At 60.6% G+C, this 16,364-nt stretch carries 14 protein-coding genes and 1 tRNA gene; 7 read left to right on the top strand and 8 right to left on the bottom strand.

Annotated elements, in window-relative coordinates; genetic code table 11:
- The first annotated feature begins 21 nt into the window (after window positions 1-21).
- Window positions 22-711, top strand: a complete 690-nt coding sequence (locus tag ACERK3_13135; GenBank protein MFA9479228.1) for a hypothetical protein — start codon at window positions 22-24, stop codon at window positions 709-711.
- 40 nt (window positions 712-751) lie between these two features.
- Window positions 752-825 (top strand) — tRNA-Arg (locus ACERK3_13130).
- Between the two features lie 278 nt (window positions 826-1,103).
- On the opposite strand, the gene ACERK3_13125 is transcribed toward ACERK3_13130, so the two are convergent.
- Window positions 1,104-1,718, bottom strand: coding sequence for a hypothetical protein (locus ACERK3_13125; protein ID MFA9479227.1), 615 nt, complete (start codon window positions 1,716-1,718; stop codon window positions 1,104-1,106).
- A 562-nt stretch (window positions 1,719-2,280) separates the two neighbouring features.
- Between ACERK3_13125 and ACERK3_13120 the strand changes: the two genes are divergently transcribed.
- The 3 genes from ACERK3_13120 (at window position 2,281) to ACERK3_13110 (ending at window position 5,064) form a co-directional block, all read left to right on the top strand.
- On the top strand, window positions 2,281-2,985 hold the full coding sequence (locus tag ACERK3_13120) for a recombinase family protein (GenBank protein ID MFA9479226.1): 705 nt from the start codon (window positions 2,281-2,283) through the stop codon (window positions 2,983-2,985).
- A 1,093-nt stretch (window positions 2,986-4,078) separates the two neighbouring features.
- Window positions 4,079-4,588 (top strand): hypothetical protein, encoded by a 510-nt coding sequence (locus ACERK3_13115; GenBank protein ID MFA9479225.1) that lies wholly within the window; start codon window positions 4,079-4,081, stop codon window positions 4,586-4,588.
- A gap of 155 nt (window positions 4,589-4,743) precedes the next feature.
- A complete protein-coding gene (locus ACERK3_13110) occupies window positions 4,744-5,064 on the top strand; it encodes a hypothetical protein (protein ID MFA9479224.1) in 321 nt (106 codons plus the stop codon).
- A 180-nt stretch (window positions 5,065-5,244) separates the two neighbouring features.
- On the opposite strand, the gene ACERK3_13105 is transcribed toward ACERK3_13110, so the two are convergent.
- From ACERK3_13105 to ACERK3_13095, 3 genes are all read right to left on the bottom strand, one after another.
- On the bottom strand, window positions 5,245-6,174 hold the full coding sequence (locus tag ACERK3_13105) for a hypothetical protein (GenBank protein ID MFA9479223.1): 930 nt from the start codon (window positions 6,172-6,174) through the stop codon (window positions 5,245-5,247).
- A gap of 19 nt (window positions 6,175-6,193) precedes the next feature.
- The gene (locus ACERK3_13100) at window positions 6,194-7,054 is read right to left on the bottom strand and encodes a type IIL restriction-modification enzyme MmeI (protein MFA9479222.1); all 861 of its coding nucleotides are present in this window, start codon (window positions 7,052-7,054) and stop codon (window positions 6,194-6,196) included.
- Window positions 7,055-7,212: 158 nt separating this feature from the next.
- Window positions 7,213-8,967: a DNA methyltransferase gene (locus ACERK3_13095; protein MFA9479221.1), complete on the bottom strand. Its 1,755-nt coding sequence runs from the start codon at window positions 8,965-8,967 to the stop codon at window positions 7,213-7,215.
- A gap of 262 nt (window positions 8,968-9,229) precedes the next feature.
- On the opposite strand from ACERK3_13095, the gene ACERK3_13090 reads away from it, so the two are divergent.
- On the top strand, window positions 9,230-9,562 hold the full coding sequence (locus ACERK3_13090) for a helix-turn-helix transcriptional regulator (protein ID MFA9479220.1): 333 nt from the start codon (window positions 9,230-9,232) through the stop codon (window positions 9,560-9,562).
- On the opposite strand, the gene ACERK3_13085 is transcribed toward ACERK3_13090, so the two are convergent.
- Both ACERK3_13085 and ACERK3_13080 read right to left on the bottom strand, forming a co-directional pair.
- Window positions 9,559-10,680: a tyrosine-type recombinase/integrase gene (locus tag ACERK3_13085; protein ID MFA9479219.1), complete on the bottom strand. Its 1,122-nt coding sequence runs from the start codon at window positions 10,678-10,680 to the stop codon at window positions 9,559-9,561. The two genes, ACERK3_13090 and ACERK3_13085, sit on opposite strands and share 4 nt — an antisense overlap.
- A gap of 139 nt (window positions 10,681-10,819) precedes the next feature.
- Complete coding sequence (locus tag ACERK3_13080; protein MFA9479218.1) at window positions 10,820-11,710, bottom strand: hypothetical protein; 891 nt, start codon at window positions 11,708-11,710, stop codon at window positions 10,820-10,822.
- A 142-nt stretch (window positions 11,711-11,852) separates the two neighbouring features.
- Here ACERK3_13080 and ACERK3_13075 point away from each other — a divergent pair, with 142 nt between their 5' ends.
- Complete coding sequence (locus tag ACERK3_13075) at window positions 11,853-12,368, top strand: peptide chain release factor-like protein (protein MFA9479217.1); 516 nt, start codon at window positions 11,853-11,855, stop codon at window positions 12,366-12,368.
- A gap of 98 nt (window positions 12,369-12,466) precedes the next feature.
- Here the strand turns inward: ACERK3_13075 and hemC are convergent, their stop codons facing one another.
- Complete coding sequence (gene hemC / locus ACERK3_13070; protein MFA9479216.1) at window positions 12,467-13,513, bottom strand: hydroxymethylbilane synthase; 1,047 nt, start codon at window positions 13,511-13,513, stop codon at window positions 12,467-12,469.
- 177 nt (window positions 13,514-13,690) lie between these two features.
- The gene (gene clpB, locus ACERK3_13065; protein MFA9479215.1) at window positions 13,691-16,330 is read right to left on the bottom strand and encodes an ATP-dependent chaperone ClpB; all 2,640 of its coding nucleotides are present in this window, start codon (window positions 16,328-16,330) and stop codon (window positions 13,691-13,693) included.
- Window positions 16,331-16,364 lie beyond the last annotated feature (34 nt).

The following is a 16,364-nucleotide window of genomic DNA, read 5'->3' as shown; positions in this document are numbered from 1 at the left end:
GGCCGACCAAGGAGCCTCACCATGCGCACCCCAGTCTCCCAACACCGTATCTACGAAGGCGACGGCGACGCCCTGATGGCGCAAGCCACGCACACCGAGCGCATCGTCATCATTCCCGACGCCAAGCCCGCCAAGCAGCCCGCCGCAGCACCAAAGCTGCGCCTCATGTGGGGCCAGTTGCTGCTAGATGACCTGCTGAGCAATCGCTATCGCTCGCTGATCTGTGCCGTGAACGCGGACGACAACAGCCACGGCATCATCAGCCAGGTGGCCGAGATGCTGCCCACCAGCCAATGGACCAACCGCACGATCACCGACCACGCCCGCCGATTCATCGGCCACGATCAGGTCACCGTCATCAAGTACGACATGGACGTGGTCGAAGTGCTTGCTCTGCTGCGACCAGCCGGGCAGGAGCACCTCACGCTTGACGACCTTGGCATGGGTTTTCAGATCATCGCCGAAATGCTCCGCCGTAAGACTCAGCGGCTGCCCTGCGCCAGCGTTTCGTTCCTCGGCGCTCGCGCCAACCTCATGCTCGACGAAGCCGGCCGCGAGCCGACGTTCGAGACCGTGTTGCGCACGATGCATGAGTCCGGCTTCGCCGGCGACGTCTACCCTGCGCCGTGGATGTGGGAAGCGCCGACCGCGCTTTACGCCCGCTACCCGTTCCCGCAGTCGATCACCGACATGCGCGAAGGCGGGTTCTGATGCAGGCCCAGCGGGAAGCGGTAAAATGCCCGCCGCCTTGCCGCGCGTAGCTCAGCAGGATAGAGCAGTCCTTTCCTAAAGGACAGGTCGGAGGTTCGAATCCTCCCGCGCGGATTGCGACGCCATCGCTTTTTAAACTTAGAGAAACTGCCAGTCGCCCATCTGCCAGCACCACCACCACAACGCCGCATTGGTAAGGCGAATAAGATAGTGCGAGGTAGATGAAAACCTGTGTTTTTGGCTTTTAAACGCGTATTCAGGCGACGACAGAGGACGCCAAAGTGAAGCGGTGTACCCACAATGGCCCCCACAGCGGGCAGATTTTTAGGCGTCATTTAGTTGCGACAGATGCGTGCCTTCACCACCGGCACGTCCGACGCTTGGCTGGAAGCTTAAACCGTTTCGCAGGCTGAGCGTTTACGCATCCAGTGGAACAGGCCGAGGAAGGCCAACAGAATGCCGCCGCCCATGTAAGCCGCAGGCGTGGGCAGAAGCACCCCATCCACCTGAACGTTACGCATCTCGATATTCGCTTGGCCCAAGGGGTTTGAAATGATGACCTCATCGAACAACTGATCCCCCTCAGCTAAGAAGCCAAAGAAGGTAGCGCCACGCGGTATCGCGTACCAGTCGTCGGAGGTAGGCACGGTGAATCGCAGGGGGACTACTTGGTTGTACCCCATCACGATGTCAGCAGCGAACCCTCGAACTGGCTGGTCGAACCTGATCGTGACCCGTGAGTCGCCTGACTCAAGCATGGCAAGGAACCCATCTCCGTAAATCCTGCCACGCCCCCTGAATGGGAAGTACGGTGAGTATTCAATCGTCGACCCAAGGCCATCTGAAATAAGCCCCTCCAAGGGGATTTCACTCACCGGCCGGAACAACATGCTGTCGATGTGATGGGCATCTGCCTCCCACTCAGATCGGACGTGATAGACAGTAGAAGCAGCCGCCATGTTCGCGCAGAGTGCAAGCACGGTCCCGAAAATAAATACACGAGTCATAGTTCTTTCTCTCTTCCGTTGAAACCCAAGAAATTCGTTACTCCATCCGCGACGGTAGTGGATGGGCGTCTCTTCCGCAAGCAAGTAAGTTCTCATGCCTGATAGGTTGTTTCCAGCCAGCAGAAATAAGAACCATCCTTGTGTTCCCCCTCGTGGTGAGTGTTTCTCGTATACGCAGAGATTCCCAGCCGAAGCCCGAGGCGGCGAAAGTCTGTTACAAATTTCTTCAGCCCTGTATCAACATCGGCTCGGCTCGACTTTCCCCCGTGCCCACCACAAGCCGTCGTCACGGTGATTCAACCGGGGGTCGGGGCAGCCGGGGCGGTGGTCCGATGCGACAGCGTGACGGCTAGCCTGTCGCCGGCGTGGTCAACGCTGTCGGCGGGCGTGATGGCATGGACGTACAGCCGACCGGGGGCGTGCAGCCCTGCTGATGACTGGCGATGCTCCGGGGTGCCCACTCATTTATCAATATTTCTTTAGATTCATTGTTGACAGACTCGCCTTATCCTGTATTTTATGGATCGAATCACACGAATCACTTTCACGGGAAGGACAGGACATGGGCAGCAAAGCAACAGCTTTGGCGTACCTTCGGGTCAGCGGCAGGGGGCAGGTAGACGGCGACGGCTTCCACCGGCAGCGTCACGCCATCGACAAGTACGCGAAGGCCCACGGCCTGACCATCGCCGGCGAATACCGTGACGAGGGGGTCACCGGCACAGCGGAAAGCTTCGACCGGCCCGGCCTGACTGACATGCTGGTGAGGATCAAAGCCAACGGCGTACGCGTGGTGCTGGTTGAACGCTCCGACCGGCTGGCCCGTGACCTGGTGGTGGGTGAAATCATTCTCCGCGAGTTCAAAGACCTTGGCGTCAGCGTGATCGAAGCCGAAGGCGGTAACGACCTGACCGCCGGCGATGATGACCCGACACGGGTACTCATCCGGCAGGTGCTGGGGGCCGTGTCGCAGTTTGAGAAGAGCGTGATTGTGTCGAAGCTTCGGGCAGCCCGCGAACGTCAGCGGCGAACCACGGGCCGTTGTGAGGGACGTAAGCCCTTCGGCTTCTATGAGGGTGAGCCGGAAGTGATTGAACGCATTGCAGCCATGCGACGGAAGCCGAAGGGCCGTAAGCGGATGAGCTATGCGGAGATCGCCGAAGCGTTGAACGCCGAAGGTGTCACCACCCGCAACGGTGGGCCGTGGAAGCCCGGCACGGTGTACGCCATCGTGAAGCGTGAAAGGCCGAGCCTTGCGGGGGCGTGAAGGGGACGGCACAGACACCGGATTTACTGTCCGTTCAGATAGGTTGCCCCAGACGACAAACACCATGCGCTTCACCACCTAAAAACTGTGCCAAAATGTCCGTTCACAATTCGGTTGTCCTTTCGACAAACACCATGCGCTTCACTGGCCACGAATTGTGCCAAAATGTCCGACCGGCAATTAGGTTGCTATTTCGACAAACAACGCACACACAATCCGAGCAGAAACACACTACCAGCATGAGGGGGATGGTAGCGTGATGGGGGGTAAGGGGGGTAACTATAGGTATTCTAAAGAGAACCACAGGTTCCCTATGGTTGTCCACTACTCTGTTTATATGTGTTCCTGTATGTGTATTCCCTATAGATAAAACCAAAGGGAACCCACGGCTTACCGAAGGTTCCCTTTAGGTGTTCTCTGGATGCCCCGGCGTTCATGCCGTGGGCTTGTCGGTGGCTGTGTTCATCATCATCACCACCATCGCGCCTTGTCCACCATCATTCCCACCGGCCCAGCGTACATCGCAACGCACCCCCGATCCCTGATGATTCCGAATCGGCAAGTGTGAGGCATGGCCCACGACCGACCAACGTACAGCCCAAGGCCAGTGACCCGCCGGAACGATTCGCAGAACACTTCCATGAGCATGTGCCTAATTCCCATATCTCGAATCTCCCATCGAATCAGTGAAGCCCGGTGGACCGTAACGCGGCCCGGTGAGCGTTGCGGGGACCGTTGTAACAGAACGTGAATCAGCGCGCCACCCGTTCACCTGAAGAATTTTCACCCACACATTTTTGGATCAATGTTCTCTGGCCTTTGTAGTAAGCCCCCAATTCTCCCGCTGGTTGGCCTGGGCGGACGCGATAGCCGGCCCCGGCTGGCGTGACGTGTCCCCGCCGATCAGCGAAGCGATACCGGCCCGTGGTGGTGGTGGTAGTGGTGACAAGGCCGGCTCTGATGACGCGGCCGGGTGGGCTTAACGGCTCACTCGGCCCTTGTTTTTTGCCCTTTGTAGTGGGCATGGATCAATCACCCCCTGTTCTCCCCTTGGAAGGAATTACACAACGTGAACACGATGGCACCACCCACAATGCACCGACGAACACAGCGAGCAGTTAAGAAATACCTTGGCGTTGAAGTGGACCTGCCCACCCCGAGGGGTGGCGGCCGACCACGCCGGCGTCCCCCGAAGTCAGGCCCGGCGTATGAAGCCATCGACCATGACGGGGCGAAGGTGATGAAGGTGCCGCTTTCCGATGGCATCCATGAAGCGAAGTTGTGGCCACAGGATTACCGCCGGCTGGCTGCGATGAACATGACTACCGGTTGGTGCTACAACGCCGCCGGCCCCGGCCACCAGTACGTACGCATCGCCGACAGTCAGCAACGCTTCGGCCCTGGCGAGCTTGTCACCGCTGCCCGGATCATCGTGGACGCCGGGAAGGGTGAGCGAGTGAAATATCGGGATGGGAACCGCCTGAACCTTCGGCGTGAAAACCTGAACGTGATCCCACAGACGCCACGGCAGCCACGGCAGCTACGGCAGAAGACCGAAGATCATCGACAGCCCAACGCCGAGCCTGCCAAGCATGATGACTGAATGGCTTACATATGCAGCTTTCTTCATTATCGGCATCATCAACCACCCCATCGCCCACCTTCAAGCTTCGGACCTGCTGAAGTGCCAGCATGTGGGCCGTTTCAAACCCTAGCGGCAACGCTGGGCCGATCACCCCACCCACCACAAGGAAAGACATGACCACCACCACCGTTCAACCCTCACGCGAGGGCAAGCTATCGTCCGTCTCACAATACCTGAAGCCGATCAGCAGCCAGAGCATCAAGCGAAAGATTCGCCACCACATGAAGGCGAAGCTTCAGGCCGCCGGCAGCACTGAAGCCCGGCCCATGTCCGGCAGCATGAACGCAGCGAAGCGGGAAATGCTTTACGATTCGATTTTCGTTGAAGAAAACCGGCTCGAATCACAGCAAGGGGGCAAGCCGGATGACCCGCTTGTGATCCAGCTTCGGGCAGCCCGTAATCGTGTCGCTGATGACCTGGGCTGGAATGACTGACATATCGGCACATTCCGCCCGCCGGCTTCCAAGGCGGACCGTGAGCCGTCTTCACCCTTCGGATGTGCTGACGTGCCAGCATGTGAGGCACCGAGCAGTAAGCAGGCCACTAAGCAATGCGGGAGCGTTCCGCCGACTTGCGTCGCCGTCGCCGCCGGCAGACAGTATCCCCCGAAGTCATCATTCACGGTTGAACAGGTGCCTGCCAGCCTCATCTTGATCCGCAGTAACTTCCCATCGAACCGCACCGGTTTCGCTGTTCAAAACTTTTTTGCGGGCAAGAACCTGAAGCGGTGATCGTTTGTGCATCGAGCCGGTGTAAGGATCACGTTTCGTTCGTAGGTTTGCGTCAATGATCCAACACCGCTTGATGCCCACCTCATCCTCATCATGTGGATCAACAAATGTTACCGAAGCGCTGCCAGACTCAATGTTGATACGGCGAAAGATGACTTCCCTCGCCTCGAAATCACCGACACGCTCCGGCTGCTTCACCGAGGAATAGTCGTTGTCGAGCGCTCTTTTCTGTGATGACGCCGCTGTGATGATCTCCGTCCCAAGTTCGCCACGCATCGAGACATGAGTGACGGATTGTGTCACCGGCCGAACAGCACGCTTCATCGTCGCGTCAATCCGCTCCACATAATCGGCCGGATCATCTTCGTCACCGACGGCAATTTGGTGCTCCCTCGCCATGTGAGCAAGCGCGGCGGCAGCTTCTTCAATCGTTGCATCATCGCGATGCGATTGGACTTGCCGGTTGAAGAGCGCATGACGCCACCGCCATAGGGCTCGGCCTGTTGCGAACGTGATACCAGCGGCACCGCCTCCAACGATCCCCTGGGCAGCCCATAAGCCGACAGTTTCAAGAATGACCTCGACCGAGCCTTCACGCACCGTCTGAATTTCGTACCGAACCCGGCGGTCGGATGGGAGGCGGTCGGTGGTCAAGCGACCGGTCAGAAAGGCGGTCGTGGACAGATCAAGAAAGTCATGCCAGCCGTCCAGCGAGGTAATGAATTCCTGAACAGGTATCCGATTCTGATCGGCCAGACCGCCTTCAAAGCGGATATGGATTCGATCTTCCCGCACATTCTCTTCTGTCATCATTCCCCCTTGGCGGTAACGCCTAAGTGGTTCGTGCCCGCCGGGTGCGGCGAGGCTTCTTCGCCGGCGTCAGCGGGGCCAGCAGGGTTTCGTACAAGGCGAACAGGTACTCCAGCCGCTGGCGCTCGCTGGTGAACGGTTGCCGGCGATAGCAGGCGTCCACGGCCCGGTCCAGTGTGGCATGCGCCTTGCGAAGCACCGCCGGCATCGCGATCGGGTCGTATAGGTCCGCCAGCGTTGCATCGGGAAACTGAGCCCGCGCGTCAAGCACCCCTTGCGCCGCCTTCTCCACCCGCTCCCGCTGCTTGTCGCTGACTTCCTGCGGCCAAGGGTAGTTGTTGTAAACGAGATTTGCCGAGTAGCGATAACGGGATTCGAGCCGACCGCAGACTTGGCGCATCCATGCCATGTGCATTGCGGAAGAAAGCATGCCAAAGTGGTACGGTGTGGCATGAGGCACGAGAAACACGAGGTCGCTAGCAAGCACAGGTGGGCTGACAAAACCAATAGGAATGTACGCTCGTCGCTCTGATGACACTTTCGGCACGACAAGAAACGGGTCATCCGGCATATTCTCGACGTGGAAGCGCTGAGGCGTGTCGGCAAGCCGTTGTGTCGGTGTGCTCTTACTCGCCAATCGAAACGCTCGCACCTCAGCAACGCGCTGCATACACAGCGGCATGGTGCGAAGTTCGTGGGGTGGGCAATCTCCAAGCCACAGGCACCAACGTTCGATGCCTTGCAAAAACTCCTTCGAGCCGATCCACGGTCGAAAGTAGGGTTCCGCAGCGGGCTCGCGAGCCAAGAATGCCTGCTTCTCATCCGGCGTGAAGAGGTAAGACCCATTGTCAATCGGTTTGTTGCCGATGCCGATTGTCGGCACGTCGCACAATGGTCGCGAACGGCTGGTGATTGCGAGGGGCGGGCCTTCAACGAGATACGGCGAAATGTCCCTTGCTTCCGTAACAGTCGGATGCTGATCGTCCGTTTCGTAATCGTAGAGGCGTTTGGGACTGAAATCCTGTCGGCCCCACCCGACGATTACAACGTGAACGTGTGCTTGCCGCGAGCCTCGCTGGCCCATGCGAACGGGCGATGGGCGAAATGGATTCGCACGCCTCGCCCAAGCAGAGCGCCCCACAGCACGCCGGCCTGTTCGCCCTGGCAAATGGAATTTGTCGAGACGAAAGCCACTCGGATGGCGTGCTCCGCGATGTAGTCCGCTGCCTTGAAGTACCACCCAGTCACAAAGTCGAGCAGGCCATAACCGGATACGTGGCCGATCAACGCTTTCATGTCCTCGCGCTGCTCGGGCGTTTGGTATTTGCCCCCAACAAACGGTGGATTCCCCAACACGAAACTGCATTCACCGGCCGGCAGCAGTTCGTTCCAGTCCATCTGTAGCGCGTTAGCCTGCTGAATGTGCGGCGAGCGCGTCAGCGGCGTGGTCGCCTTTGCCTGGCCGAAGCGCTCGAACAGTTCGCTGTTCATCTGGTGGTCCATGAGCCACATGGCGACTTCGGCGATGCGGGCGGGCCATTCTTCGATCTCGATACCGTAGAACTGCCCGACGTTGAGCTGGGCGTTGGCGCGGAGGTCGCCTTCGCTGGGCATATCGCCGAAGCGGGTCTGGAGCACGTCCATTTCGAGTTGGCGCAGTTCGCGGTAGGCAATGACGAGGAAGTTACCGCAGCCGCAAGCCGGGTCGAGGAATCGCAGTTCGCCAAGTTTGCGGTTGAAGCGGGCGAGGGCGTTCTTGTCGTGGCGAACCTTTTCGAATTCAGCACGGAGGTCGTCTAGGAACAGGGAACGGATGAGTTTGAGGATGTCGCGTTCGCTGGTGTAATGCGCGCCGATCTGCCGGCGGGCGCGGTCTTCCATGATGGACTGGAAAAGCGAGCCGAACACGGCCGGGCTGATCTTTTCCCAATGGAAGTTCGTCGCGTTCAGGAGGGCTTCGCGCATCGGAGCATCGAACAAGGCGAAGCGGAGTTGTTCGGCGAACAGTTCACCGTTGACGTAGGGGAGGTTGGCAAGGTCTTCGGGGAGGTTACGTTGCCGTTGGTCATAGTCGGTGTTGAGGACGGCAAAGAACCATGCGAGTTGCGGGCCGAGGTCCGAGCCGTCCGGGCGGGTGTTGTCGCGGAGGAAGTTGGTGAAGGCGTCTGGTTCGAAGATGCCGGTGTCTTCGGCGAACAGGCAGAACAGGATGCGGACCATGAAGCGCTGGAGGTCGTGGCCGGTGTATCCGCCGTCTTCGAGCCGGTCATGGAGGTTGGCCAGCAGTGCGGTGGCTTTGAGGTTGGCGGGGTCTTCAGCGTCGAGTCGGCGGGTTTCATAGCCGGCGATGAAGGCGAAGGCGCGGATGCGGCGGGGTAGCTGATCCAGCGTGAATTCGATGGTCGCCTTGGCGGGGTCGGATTCTTCGAGATCGTGCAGGGCGAAGCGGGCGAAGTCGGATACGAGGATGTAGCGGGGGATTTCGTCGTGCCGGCCTTCGCGAGCGAGGGATTGGATGTAATCGTTGGCTTGTGTGTGGGCTTTGCCGAGGTCGCGGCCGCGCGACTTGTGCTCGGCGATGAGCCGGCCTTTCCAGAACAGGTCGATAAAGTCGGTTGCGCCGCCGAGGTTGCGTACGGGTTCTTCGAACGTAGCGACGGTTCGCCGGCGGATGCCGAACACTTCAAAAAATTCATTCCAGAACGTCTGCGCGTCGGAGCGTTCGCGTGAGGCGTCGGACCAGTCGCGGGCGAAGGTGATGGCACGCTGGCGTATTTCGTTCCATGAAAGCGGCATGAATCATCTACCCCCGATGTGAGGCGGTTCGGTGACGGCGCATCCGTGTCAAACGCAAATGTTAAAGGTTTTCGGGGCGATTGTCGCAGGGGTGATGGATTAACAGATTTCCATTCACCATCAGCTTCATGGGGATAGATGCCGAGTAAGCCTCCCCACCGTGAAGCAGAATCAGAAACACAAACACATGCAAGCCTGACTACGGCACGCTACTACAACGGCCGAGGTCAGGGCCTGCTTTTTTACTGGAGTAAACTCAGACATGAATCAGCACTTCCAAGGAGCGCCAGCGTCGTCTGGCCCGTGGATGAATCGTGAGCAGGCAGCCAGACACATCGGCGTGAGTGTGCGAACACTGGACCGCTTGAACCTGCCGCGTACACAGCCCACCGGCTCGCGACGTGTGCTCTACCATCGCACGGCCGTAGATGAATACCTGTTGAACCAATGCACCAGCCAGCCCGAAACGTCACGACTCCCGGCCCACGACGCCGGCCCGCTGGCCCTAGACGTGCTCACCGTGCCACGGACAAGCCGAGCAAAGGCGAGCAGCGTCAGCCGGCGACAGCGGTTCTTGTCTATCGCCACGGCTTAGGCGACTGGCGTGGCGATTTGTGTGGATCGCTGATCAAGCCTGCTGATAGCGGCGTCGAGTTCGTCCGGGGCAAGATGAGCATACCGCATCGTCATTTGGATCGACTCATGCCCCAACAGCTTCGACACAGCAAAGAGGGATGCCCCCTGCTGCACCAGCCGAGACGCGAAAGTGTGGCGTAGATCGTGGATGCGGAAGTCTTCGAGTTTGGCCCGCTTCACCGCCTTGGCCCACGCGCCATGAGGCTGACCGCATGGCTGGGCATGAGGATTATGCCGGCCGCCTTTCCAATTCGGATGCCATGACAGAAAGACATGGGCTTTGTCCTTTGGCCTGTCGGCGTGCAGCCGTGCAAGCATCCGTCCGGCACGGTCGGGAAGCGGAACGCTTCGTGGCTTGCCTGACTTCGTATCGTGGAAGCTAACCAACGGACGTGGCTTCCGGTCCATGTCTACCCGATCCCACGTCAATTCGGTGGCTTCGGTTAGCCTTGCCCCAGTGTCCATGAGGAAAACAACCAAGTCGCGAAGGTGCGGGGCATCGTCACACGCTTTCAAGAGGCGGGTTTCTTCGTCGGCGTCCAGCCAACGCAGCCGGCGGTTATTGAGGGGTAGCAAGGTGATCCGGGGAACCGTCGCCAAGCATCCCCATTCGTCGTGAGCCTTCCGCAGGATGGCTTTCAGGATCGCCAGATCACGGTTGACCGTCGCCGGCGCAAGGCCCGACTTCTTCCCGTCTTTATCCGTCTTGCCTTCTTTTAGTAGATCATCCTTCAAAGCGGCGACAAATGAGGCGGTAATCTGACTCAACAGCCTTCCGCCGCCGACCCGATCTACCAGCATGTTGATTTTGTATGCGTCGTTCCTGGCCGTCGCCGCTTTCTGGCCCTTCGGCTTTAGATGCGTCTTCAGGTAACGTTCTGCTGCATCTTCGAACGTCATCGACTTCACCACGGGCTTGCCTAAGACGTGGTGGTCGTGCATGTCTTGGCGTAGCTTTCGCTCGACATCTTCCGCCCTTCGCCTGTTGGCTGTGCGGGCCGACTTCCGCACCCGTTGCCCGTTGAATTCAAACTCAATCCACCAGTTCGGTGAACCGTCCCGCTTGTAAAGCGCCATGTTGAATACTCCCCTTCGGCGGATGCCGATGCGTGAAGTACCCACAATAGACCCCACAGCAGACGAAAGCAAGGCAGCAATCCGCAGCATCAGGCCGATGCGGGGATAGATCGTAAATAATTAATATGAAGGGGTTTGATTAAAGAAACTGCCAGTCGCCCATCTGCCAGCACCACCACCACAACGCCGCATTGGTAATGCCATGCGACCACGCGATCGGCCCGAGGCCCATGCGTCGTTCGCCGCGGTTCGTGTACCACAGCAGCCAGCACCACACCGCGGCACAGACGATCGTGCCCGGCCAGTCGCGAGGCAGGTGGTGAACCATGAAGATGAACGTCGAGGCAAACACGCCGAACATCGTCAACTTGCCCACCGGCCACTCGCGCAACTGCTGCGTGAACGCGGCGGGGTACTTCGCCGCCTCCTTCGCGGCTTGCGTGTGCATGACGCGCTCGCCGATCAGCGGCATGTCTTCCGCGAGTTGCACCAGCCCTGCTTTGGTTTTCTTCGCTGAGTGGAGCCCGCGCAGGCAGGCACTGCGGATGAAAAGCTCCTCGAACAGCGGCACGAGCATCGCCATGCCGATCAGCCGCAACACCATCGACACGTAGAACACGCCCGGGTGTTCGCCCTGCATTTCCTGCATGTAATGCGGCTCGTCGCCCGCTGCGAACCAGCCCGGGGCGAGCCAGATCATCGCGTACCCCAGCGCCACCCACGCCACGCAAAGCCCGACGCCGGTGGGTACTGCCAGCCAGTGAAACTTGATCGTCAGTTCCGGCAACAGCTTGCGATACCGCCACAGCAGCCACGCCACCGTGATGCACTGCACGCCATACAACAGCGGGTAGCTCAGCAGCCAATAGCCGCGCACAAACTCGATGATCGCCAGGAAGACGAGGTATACCGCGAACGGCACGATCCGCGGATGCCACGGGTTGCTCGCCATCCACGCGTCGAACGCTGGCAGCGTTCCGCCCTGCGCCGCCTTGGTCTCAACGGCGTTGTCACTGGTCGGCTCACTCACGATGAAACTTCACTCCGGGGCAGAACGGGCCGAAAATCGAGTGGCCAAGGGCCAAGTGGAAAACGCGCGACACCCTTGCTTTGTCGGCTCACCCCCCGGCCGACTTGACCTGCAACGAGGCCGATCGCGTTACCATACCGATATGAGCCCAGATGGGGAAGTTCATCCCGCCGCGCTGCCCGACGACGACCTGCTTGCCCAGTGCCAGTCACAGCGTAGCCGAGCGTCCGGCCCCGGCGGACAACACCGCAATAAGGTCGAAACCGCCATCCGCCTCACCCACCAGCCCACCGGCGTTGCCGCCCAGGCCAGCGAACGCCGAAGCCAGGCCGAGAACCGCCGTGTCGCCCTCCGCAGGCTCCGCCTCCAATTGGCCATGCACGTCCGCCGCGACTACCCCGCCACCGGCCCCAGCCCCACCTGGCGTGAGCGTACCAATGCCAACCGCCTCGCCATCAACCCCAAGCACACGGACTTCCCCGCCCTGCTCGCCGAGGCCCTCGACGCCATCGCCGCCGTGGGTTACGACCTGCCCCGCGCCGCCCTGATCCAAGGCATCTCCACCTCGCAGATGATCAAGCTGCTCCGCCACGAGCCTGCCGTGCTCGCGCAGGTCAACCAGGCCCGGCAGGACCGAGGCATGGGCAGTTTGAAGTAGATTTCAAGAGTTGCCATTCGAAATGTCAGTTAGCCGCGAAGCAAAGCGGAGCGCGACCCAGTCCAACAACATTACCCATCACAAATCGCCAGTCACCATCACTCCGCCACTGCCTCTGCCGCCGCCGCGGGTCTACCCGCTGCCGACTCCCCCACCGGAATCCCCCGGCAGGCCGCCAGCAGCCGACGCGCGTTCTGAGCAATCAACGCATCAACCGTCTGCGCCACCACCCGCCGCAGTTCCTTCGGCGAAGCCGTCTCGTCCGTCGCCAGCACCGTCTGACCATCCGACGACATCACCCGCGCCCGCAGCCGATACCAATGCGAGTCCGTGTTCCGCTTGCTCTTGCTCTGTGGCGGCACGGCCTGACACAGCACGCTGATCGGCGAGTGACAATTGCCATTCAGCCCCGCCACCACCTGGCGCTCGGCGTGCACCGCCGTGGCGATCGTCGAATCATTCAACGGCAGGCAACGCGTCAGCGTCACGTGGTCGTCCGATCGGCATTGAATCCCCAGCGCCCCCTGCCCCGCGGCCGGCAGCACCTCATCCACATCGATCGGCTGGGTCACATGCTCGCGAAGCCCCATTCGCAGCAGCCCCGCCACCGCCAGCAGCGTCGCGTCATAGCTCGGCCCGTGCTCGCCGGACACGTCGAGCACCTTGCGCAACCGCGTATCAACGTTGCCGCGGATCAGCTGAATCCGAACGTCCGGCCGAGCACGCAACACCTGCGCCGCTCGACGCGGGCTTGACGTACCCACCACCGCGCCCGCCGGCATACCCGCAAGCCCGCCCGCACCCTCGCGGGTGATCAGGCAGTCGCGAACGTCAGCACGCGGCGGGACGGCCGCGAGCGCCAGCCCCGGCGTGTCCACCGCTGGCATATCCTTCAAACTGTGCACCGCCAGGTCTGCCTCGCCCGCCAGCACCGCCTTCTCCAGCGATCGCGTGAACAGACCCTTCCCGCCCACCTCCGCCAGCGACGGGCCGGTGTGCAGATCGCCCTCCGAGTCGATCCAGCGGTACTCGATCTCCAGCCGCGGGTGCAGCTTCGACAACGCCTTGCCCACCAGTTCCGCTTGAATGCGGGCCAGTCGGCTACGGCGCGAGGCAATCACAATAGGCTTTCGGCTACGTCGCACAGTCCACTCTCGTTAGGGCCAGAACCCGTACTATAACGGCCTCGCGGCCCCGCGTCAGCGACGCCCCGCAGGATTCCTCCCGCCACCCCCATCAGCCCCCGGCAACGTGCCCTGGCCGCTCCGGATCAGCGTTCATCCACAGCGATTCCACGCAACCACGCTGCTGATCCCACACGCTCACGCCGGGGCCGACGCCGGCGAAGCCACGTCCAGCCGAATCCCGCCGTCCTCGTCGTGATCCACTATCACCTTCGAGCCGTCCACCACCTCGCCCGCCACGATCGCCCGGCCGATCCGCGTTTCAATCTCATGCTGCAGATATCGCTTCAACGGCCGAGCACCGTACACCGGGTCGTAACCCGCCTCGGCGACATGCTGCTTCGCCGCGTCCGTCAGTTCCAACGTCACGCTCCGCTCGGCCAGCCGCTTGCGGATGTCGTCCACCTGCAACTCGACGATCTGCTTCAACTCTTCCAGCGTCAACGGCTTGAACAGCACCGTGTCGTCCACGCGATTGAGAAACTCCGGCCGAAAGTGGCTGCGCAGCTCCGCGAAAACCTTGTTCCGCGTCGAGTCGGAAATCTCACCCGCCCCGCCCATCGCATCTTCCAGCAGGTACGGGCTGCCGATGTTGCTCGTCATGATGATCACCGTGTTCTTGAAATTCACCACATGCCCCTGCGCGTCGGTCACACGGCCGTCGTCAAGAATCTGAAGCAACACGTTGAACACGTCATGGTGCGCCTTCTCGATCTCGTCAAACAGAATCACGCTGTAAGGCTTGCGACGCACCTGCTCCGTGAGCTGCCCGCCTTCTTCATAGCCCACGTAGCCGGGCGGCGCACCGATCAGCCGCGACACGGCGAACCGCTCCATGTATTCGCTCATGTCGATGCGAATCATGTTGTCTTCGCTGTCGAACAACGTCTCGGCCAACGCCCGCGCCAGCTCCGTCTTACCCACGCCGGTCGGCCCGAGGAAAATAAAGCTGCCGATCGGCCGCTTGGGATCTTTAATGCCCGCCCGGGCACGAATCACCGCGTCGGCGACAAGCTGCACCGCTTCGTCCTGCCCGATCACACGCTGGTGCAGCACCTTGTCGAGCTTGAGCAGCTTCTCACGTTCGCCCTCGACAAGTCGCGCAACCGGAATGCCGGTCCATCGCGCGACAATCTGCGCGATCTCCTCTTCCGTCACCTCTTCGCGAACCAGGCGCGGGCCTTCCTGCTTGTCGTCCTTGCCGTTGGATTTCGACTCCGCCTCGGCCAGTTGCTTATGCAGTTCAGGCAGCTTGCCATATTTCAGCTCCGCCGCCTTGTCGAGGTTGTACGCCTGCTCCGCCTGCTCGATTTCGTGACGCACCTGCTCGATCTGCTCGCGCAGCTTCTGGACATCATGCACGCCACGCTTCTCCTGTTCCCACTGCGCACGCATCGTGTCCGCCTTGTTCCGAAGGTCGGCCAACTCCTTCTGCAACGTCTCCAGCCGCGATCGACTCGCGTCATCCTTCTCCTTCTTCAGTGCCGCTTCCTCGATCTCCAACTGCATCACCCGCCGCGTGATCTGGTCCAGCTCAGCAGGCATCGAATCGATCTCCGTACGGATCATCGCGCACGCTTCGTCCACCAGGTCGATCGCCTTGTCCGGTAAAAACCGGTCCGTGATGTAACGGTGGCTCAACGTCGCCGCCCCGACCAGCGCGTTGTCCTGAATCGTCACGCCATGATGCACCTCGAACCGCTCGCGCAGCCCGCGAAGAATGCTCACCGTGTCCTCGACCGTCGGCTGATCCACCAGCACCGGCTGGAACCGCCGTTCAAGCGCTGCATCCTTCTCGATGTACTTGCGATATTCATCCAGCGTCGTCGCACCAATACAATGCAACTCACCCCGCGCGAGCATGGGCTTGAGCATGTTGCCCGCATCCATCGCCCCCTCTGCCTTGCCGGCGCCGACGATGGTGTGCATCTCATCGATGAACAGAATGATCTTGCCCTCGGCCTCCTTGATCTCGTTCAGCACCGCCTTCAATCGTTCCTCGAACTCACCGCGATACTTCGCTCCCGCGATCAGCGAACCGAGATCCAGCGCAAAAATCGTCTTGTCTTTCAAACCCTCCGGAACGTCGCCGCGCACGATGCGCTGCGCAAGCCCTTCCGCAATCGCCGTCTTGCCCACGCCCGGCTCACCAATCAGCACGGGATTGTTCTTCGTCTTGCGCGACAGGATGCGAATCGTTCGGCGGATCTCTTCATCGCGACCGATCACCGGGTCCATCTTGCCCGTCCGCGCAAGCTGTACCAGGTCCCGCCCATATCGCTGCAACGCTTCGTAAGTCTCTTCCGGATTCGCACTCGTCACCCGCTGATTGCCGCGCACCTTCGTCAACAGCGCGAGAAACACATCGCGATTAATGTTGTGCTTTTCGAGCAATTTCCTCGCGTCACCGTCCCGCTCGTTGAGCATCGCAAGCACGAGATGCTCGACGCTCACGTATTCATCGCGCAGTCGTTTCGCTTCCTTCTCCGCCTGCGCTAGCACCTGGTTCAGCCGTTGGCTGACAAACACCTTGCCCGCCTCCGCGCCGGGCCCTCGCACCGACGGCCGACTCGTCAACGTATTTTCAAGATCGCCCACCAGCGCACTGATCTGCACGTCCATCCGCTGTAACAGGCGCGGCACCAGCCCGTCCTCCTGCCGTACGAGCGCGAGCAGCAGATGCTCCACATCGACTTCCTGATGCCCGAACCGCGTCGCTTCGCTCTGCGCCGCGTGCACGGCTTCCTGCGTCTTCTGCGTGAGTCTGTTGAAGTCCATGATCGTACTCCCGAAGCCGACCACGTCATGCAGC

It is taken from the genome of Phycisphaerales bacterium AB-hyl4 (genome assembly GCA_041821185.1).
GTDB classification, from domain to species: domain Bacteria; phylum Planctomycetota; class Phycisphaerae; order Phycisphaerales; family Phycisphaeraceae; genus Natronomicrosphaera; species Natronomicrosphaera hydrolytica.
The sequence above is the reverse complement of the archived record's forward strand: the minus strand, read 5'-3'. Positions and strand labels throughout refer to the sequence as shown.

Coding starts and splice junctions, on each gene's coding strand:
- ACERK3_13095 (MFA9479221.1), bottom strand. CDS start 8,967: ATGCCGCTTTCATGGAACGAAATACGCCAGCGTGCCATCACCTTCGCC.
- ACERK3_13110 (MFA9479224.1), top strand. CDS start 4,744: ATGACCACCACCACCGTTCAACCCTCACGCGAGGGCAAGCTATCGTCC.
- ACERK3_13120 (MFA9479226.1), top strand. CDS start 2,281: ATGGGCAGCAAAGCAACAGCTTTGGCGTACCTTCGGGTCAGCGGCAGG.
- ACERK3_13090 (MFA9479220.1), top strand. CDS start 9,230: ATGAATCAGCACTTCCAAGGAGCGCCAGCGTCGTCTGGCCCGTGGATG.
- ACERK3_13105 (MFA9479223.1), bottom strand. CDS start 6,174: ATGATGACAGAAGAGAATGTGCGGGAAGATCGAATCCATATCCGCTTT.
- ACERK3_13125 (MFA9479227.1), bottom strand. CDS start 1,718: ATGACTCGTGTATTTATTTTCGGGACCGTGCTTGCACTCTGCGCGAAC.
- ACERK3_13135 (MFA9479228.1), top strand. CDS start 22: ATGCGCACCCCAGTCTCCCAACACCGTATCTACGAAGGCGACGGCGAC.
- clpB (MFA9479215.1), bottom strand. CDS start 16,330: ATGGACTTCAACAGACTCACGCAGAAGACGCAGGAAGCCGTGCACGCG.
- ACERK3_13075 (MFA9479217.1), top strand. CDS start 11,853: ATGAGCCCAGATGGGGAAGTTCATCCCGCCGCGCTGCCCGACGACGAC.
- ACERK3_13115 (MFA9479225.1), top strand. CDS start 4,079: ATGCACCGACGAACACAGCGAGCAGTTAAGAAATACCTTGGCGTTGAA.
- ACERK3_13085 (MFA9479219.1), bottom strand. CDS start 10,680: ATGGCGCTTTACAAGCGGGACGGTTCACCGAACTGGTGGATTGAGTTT.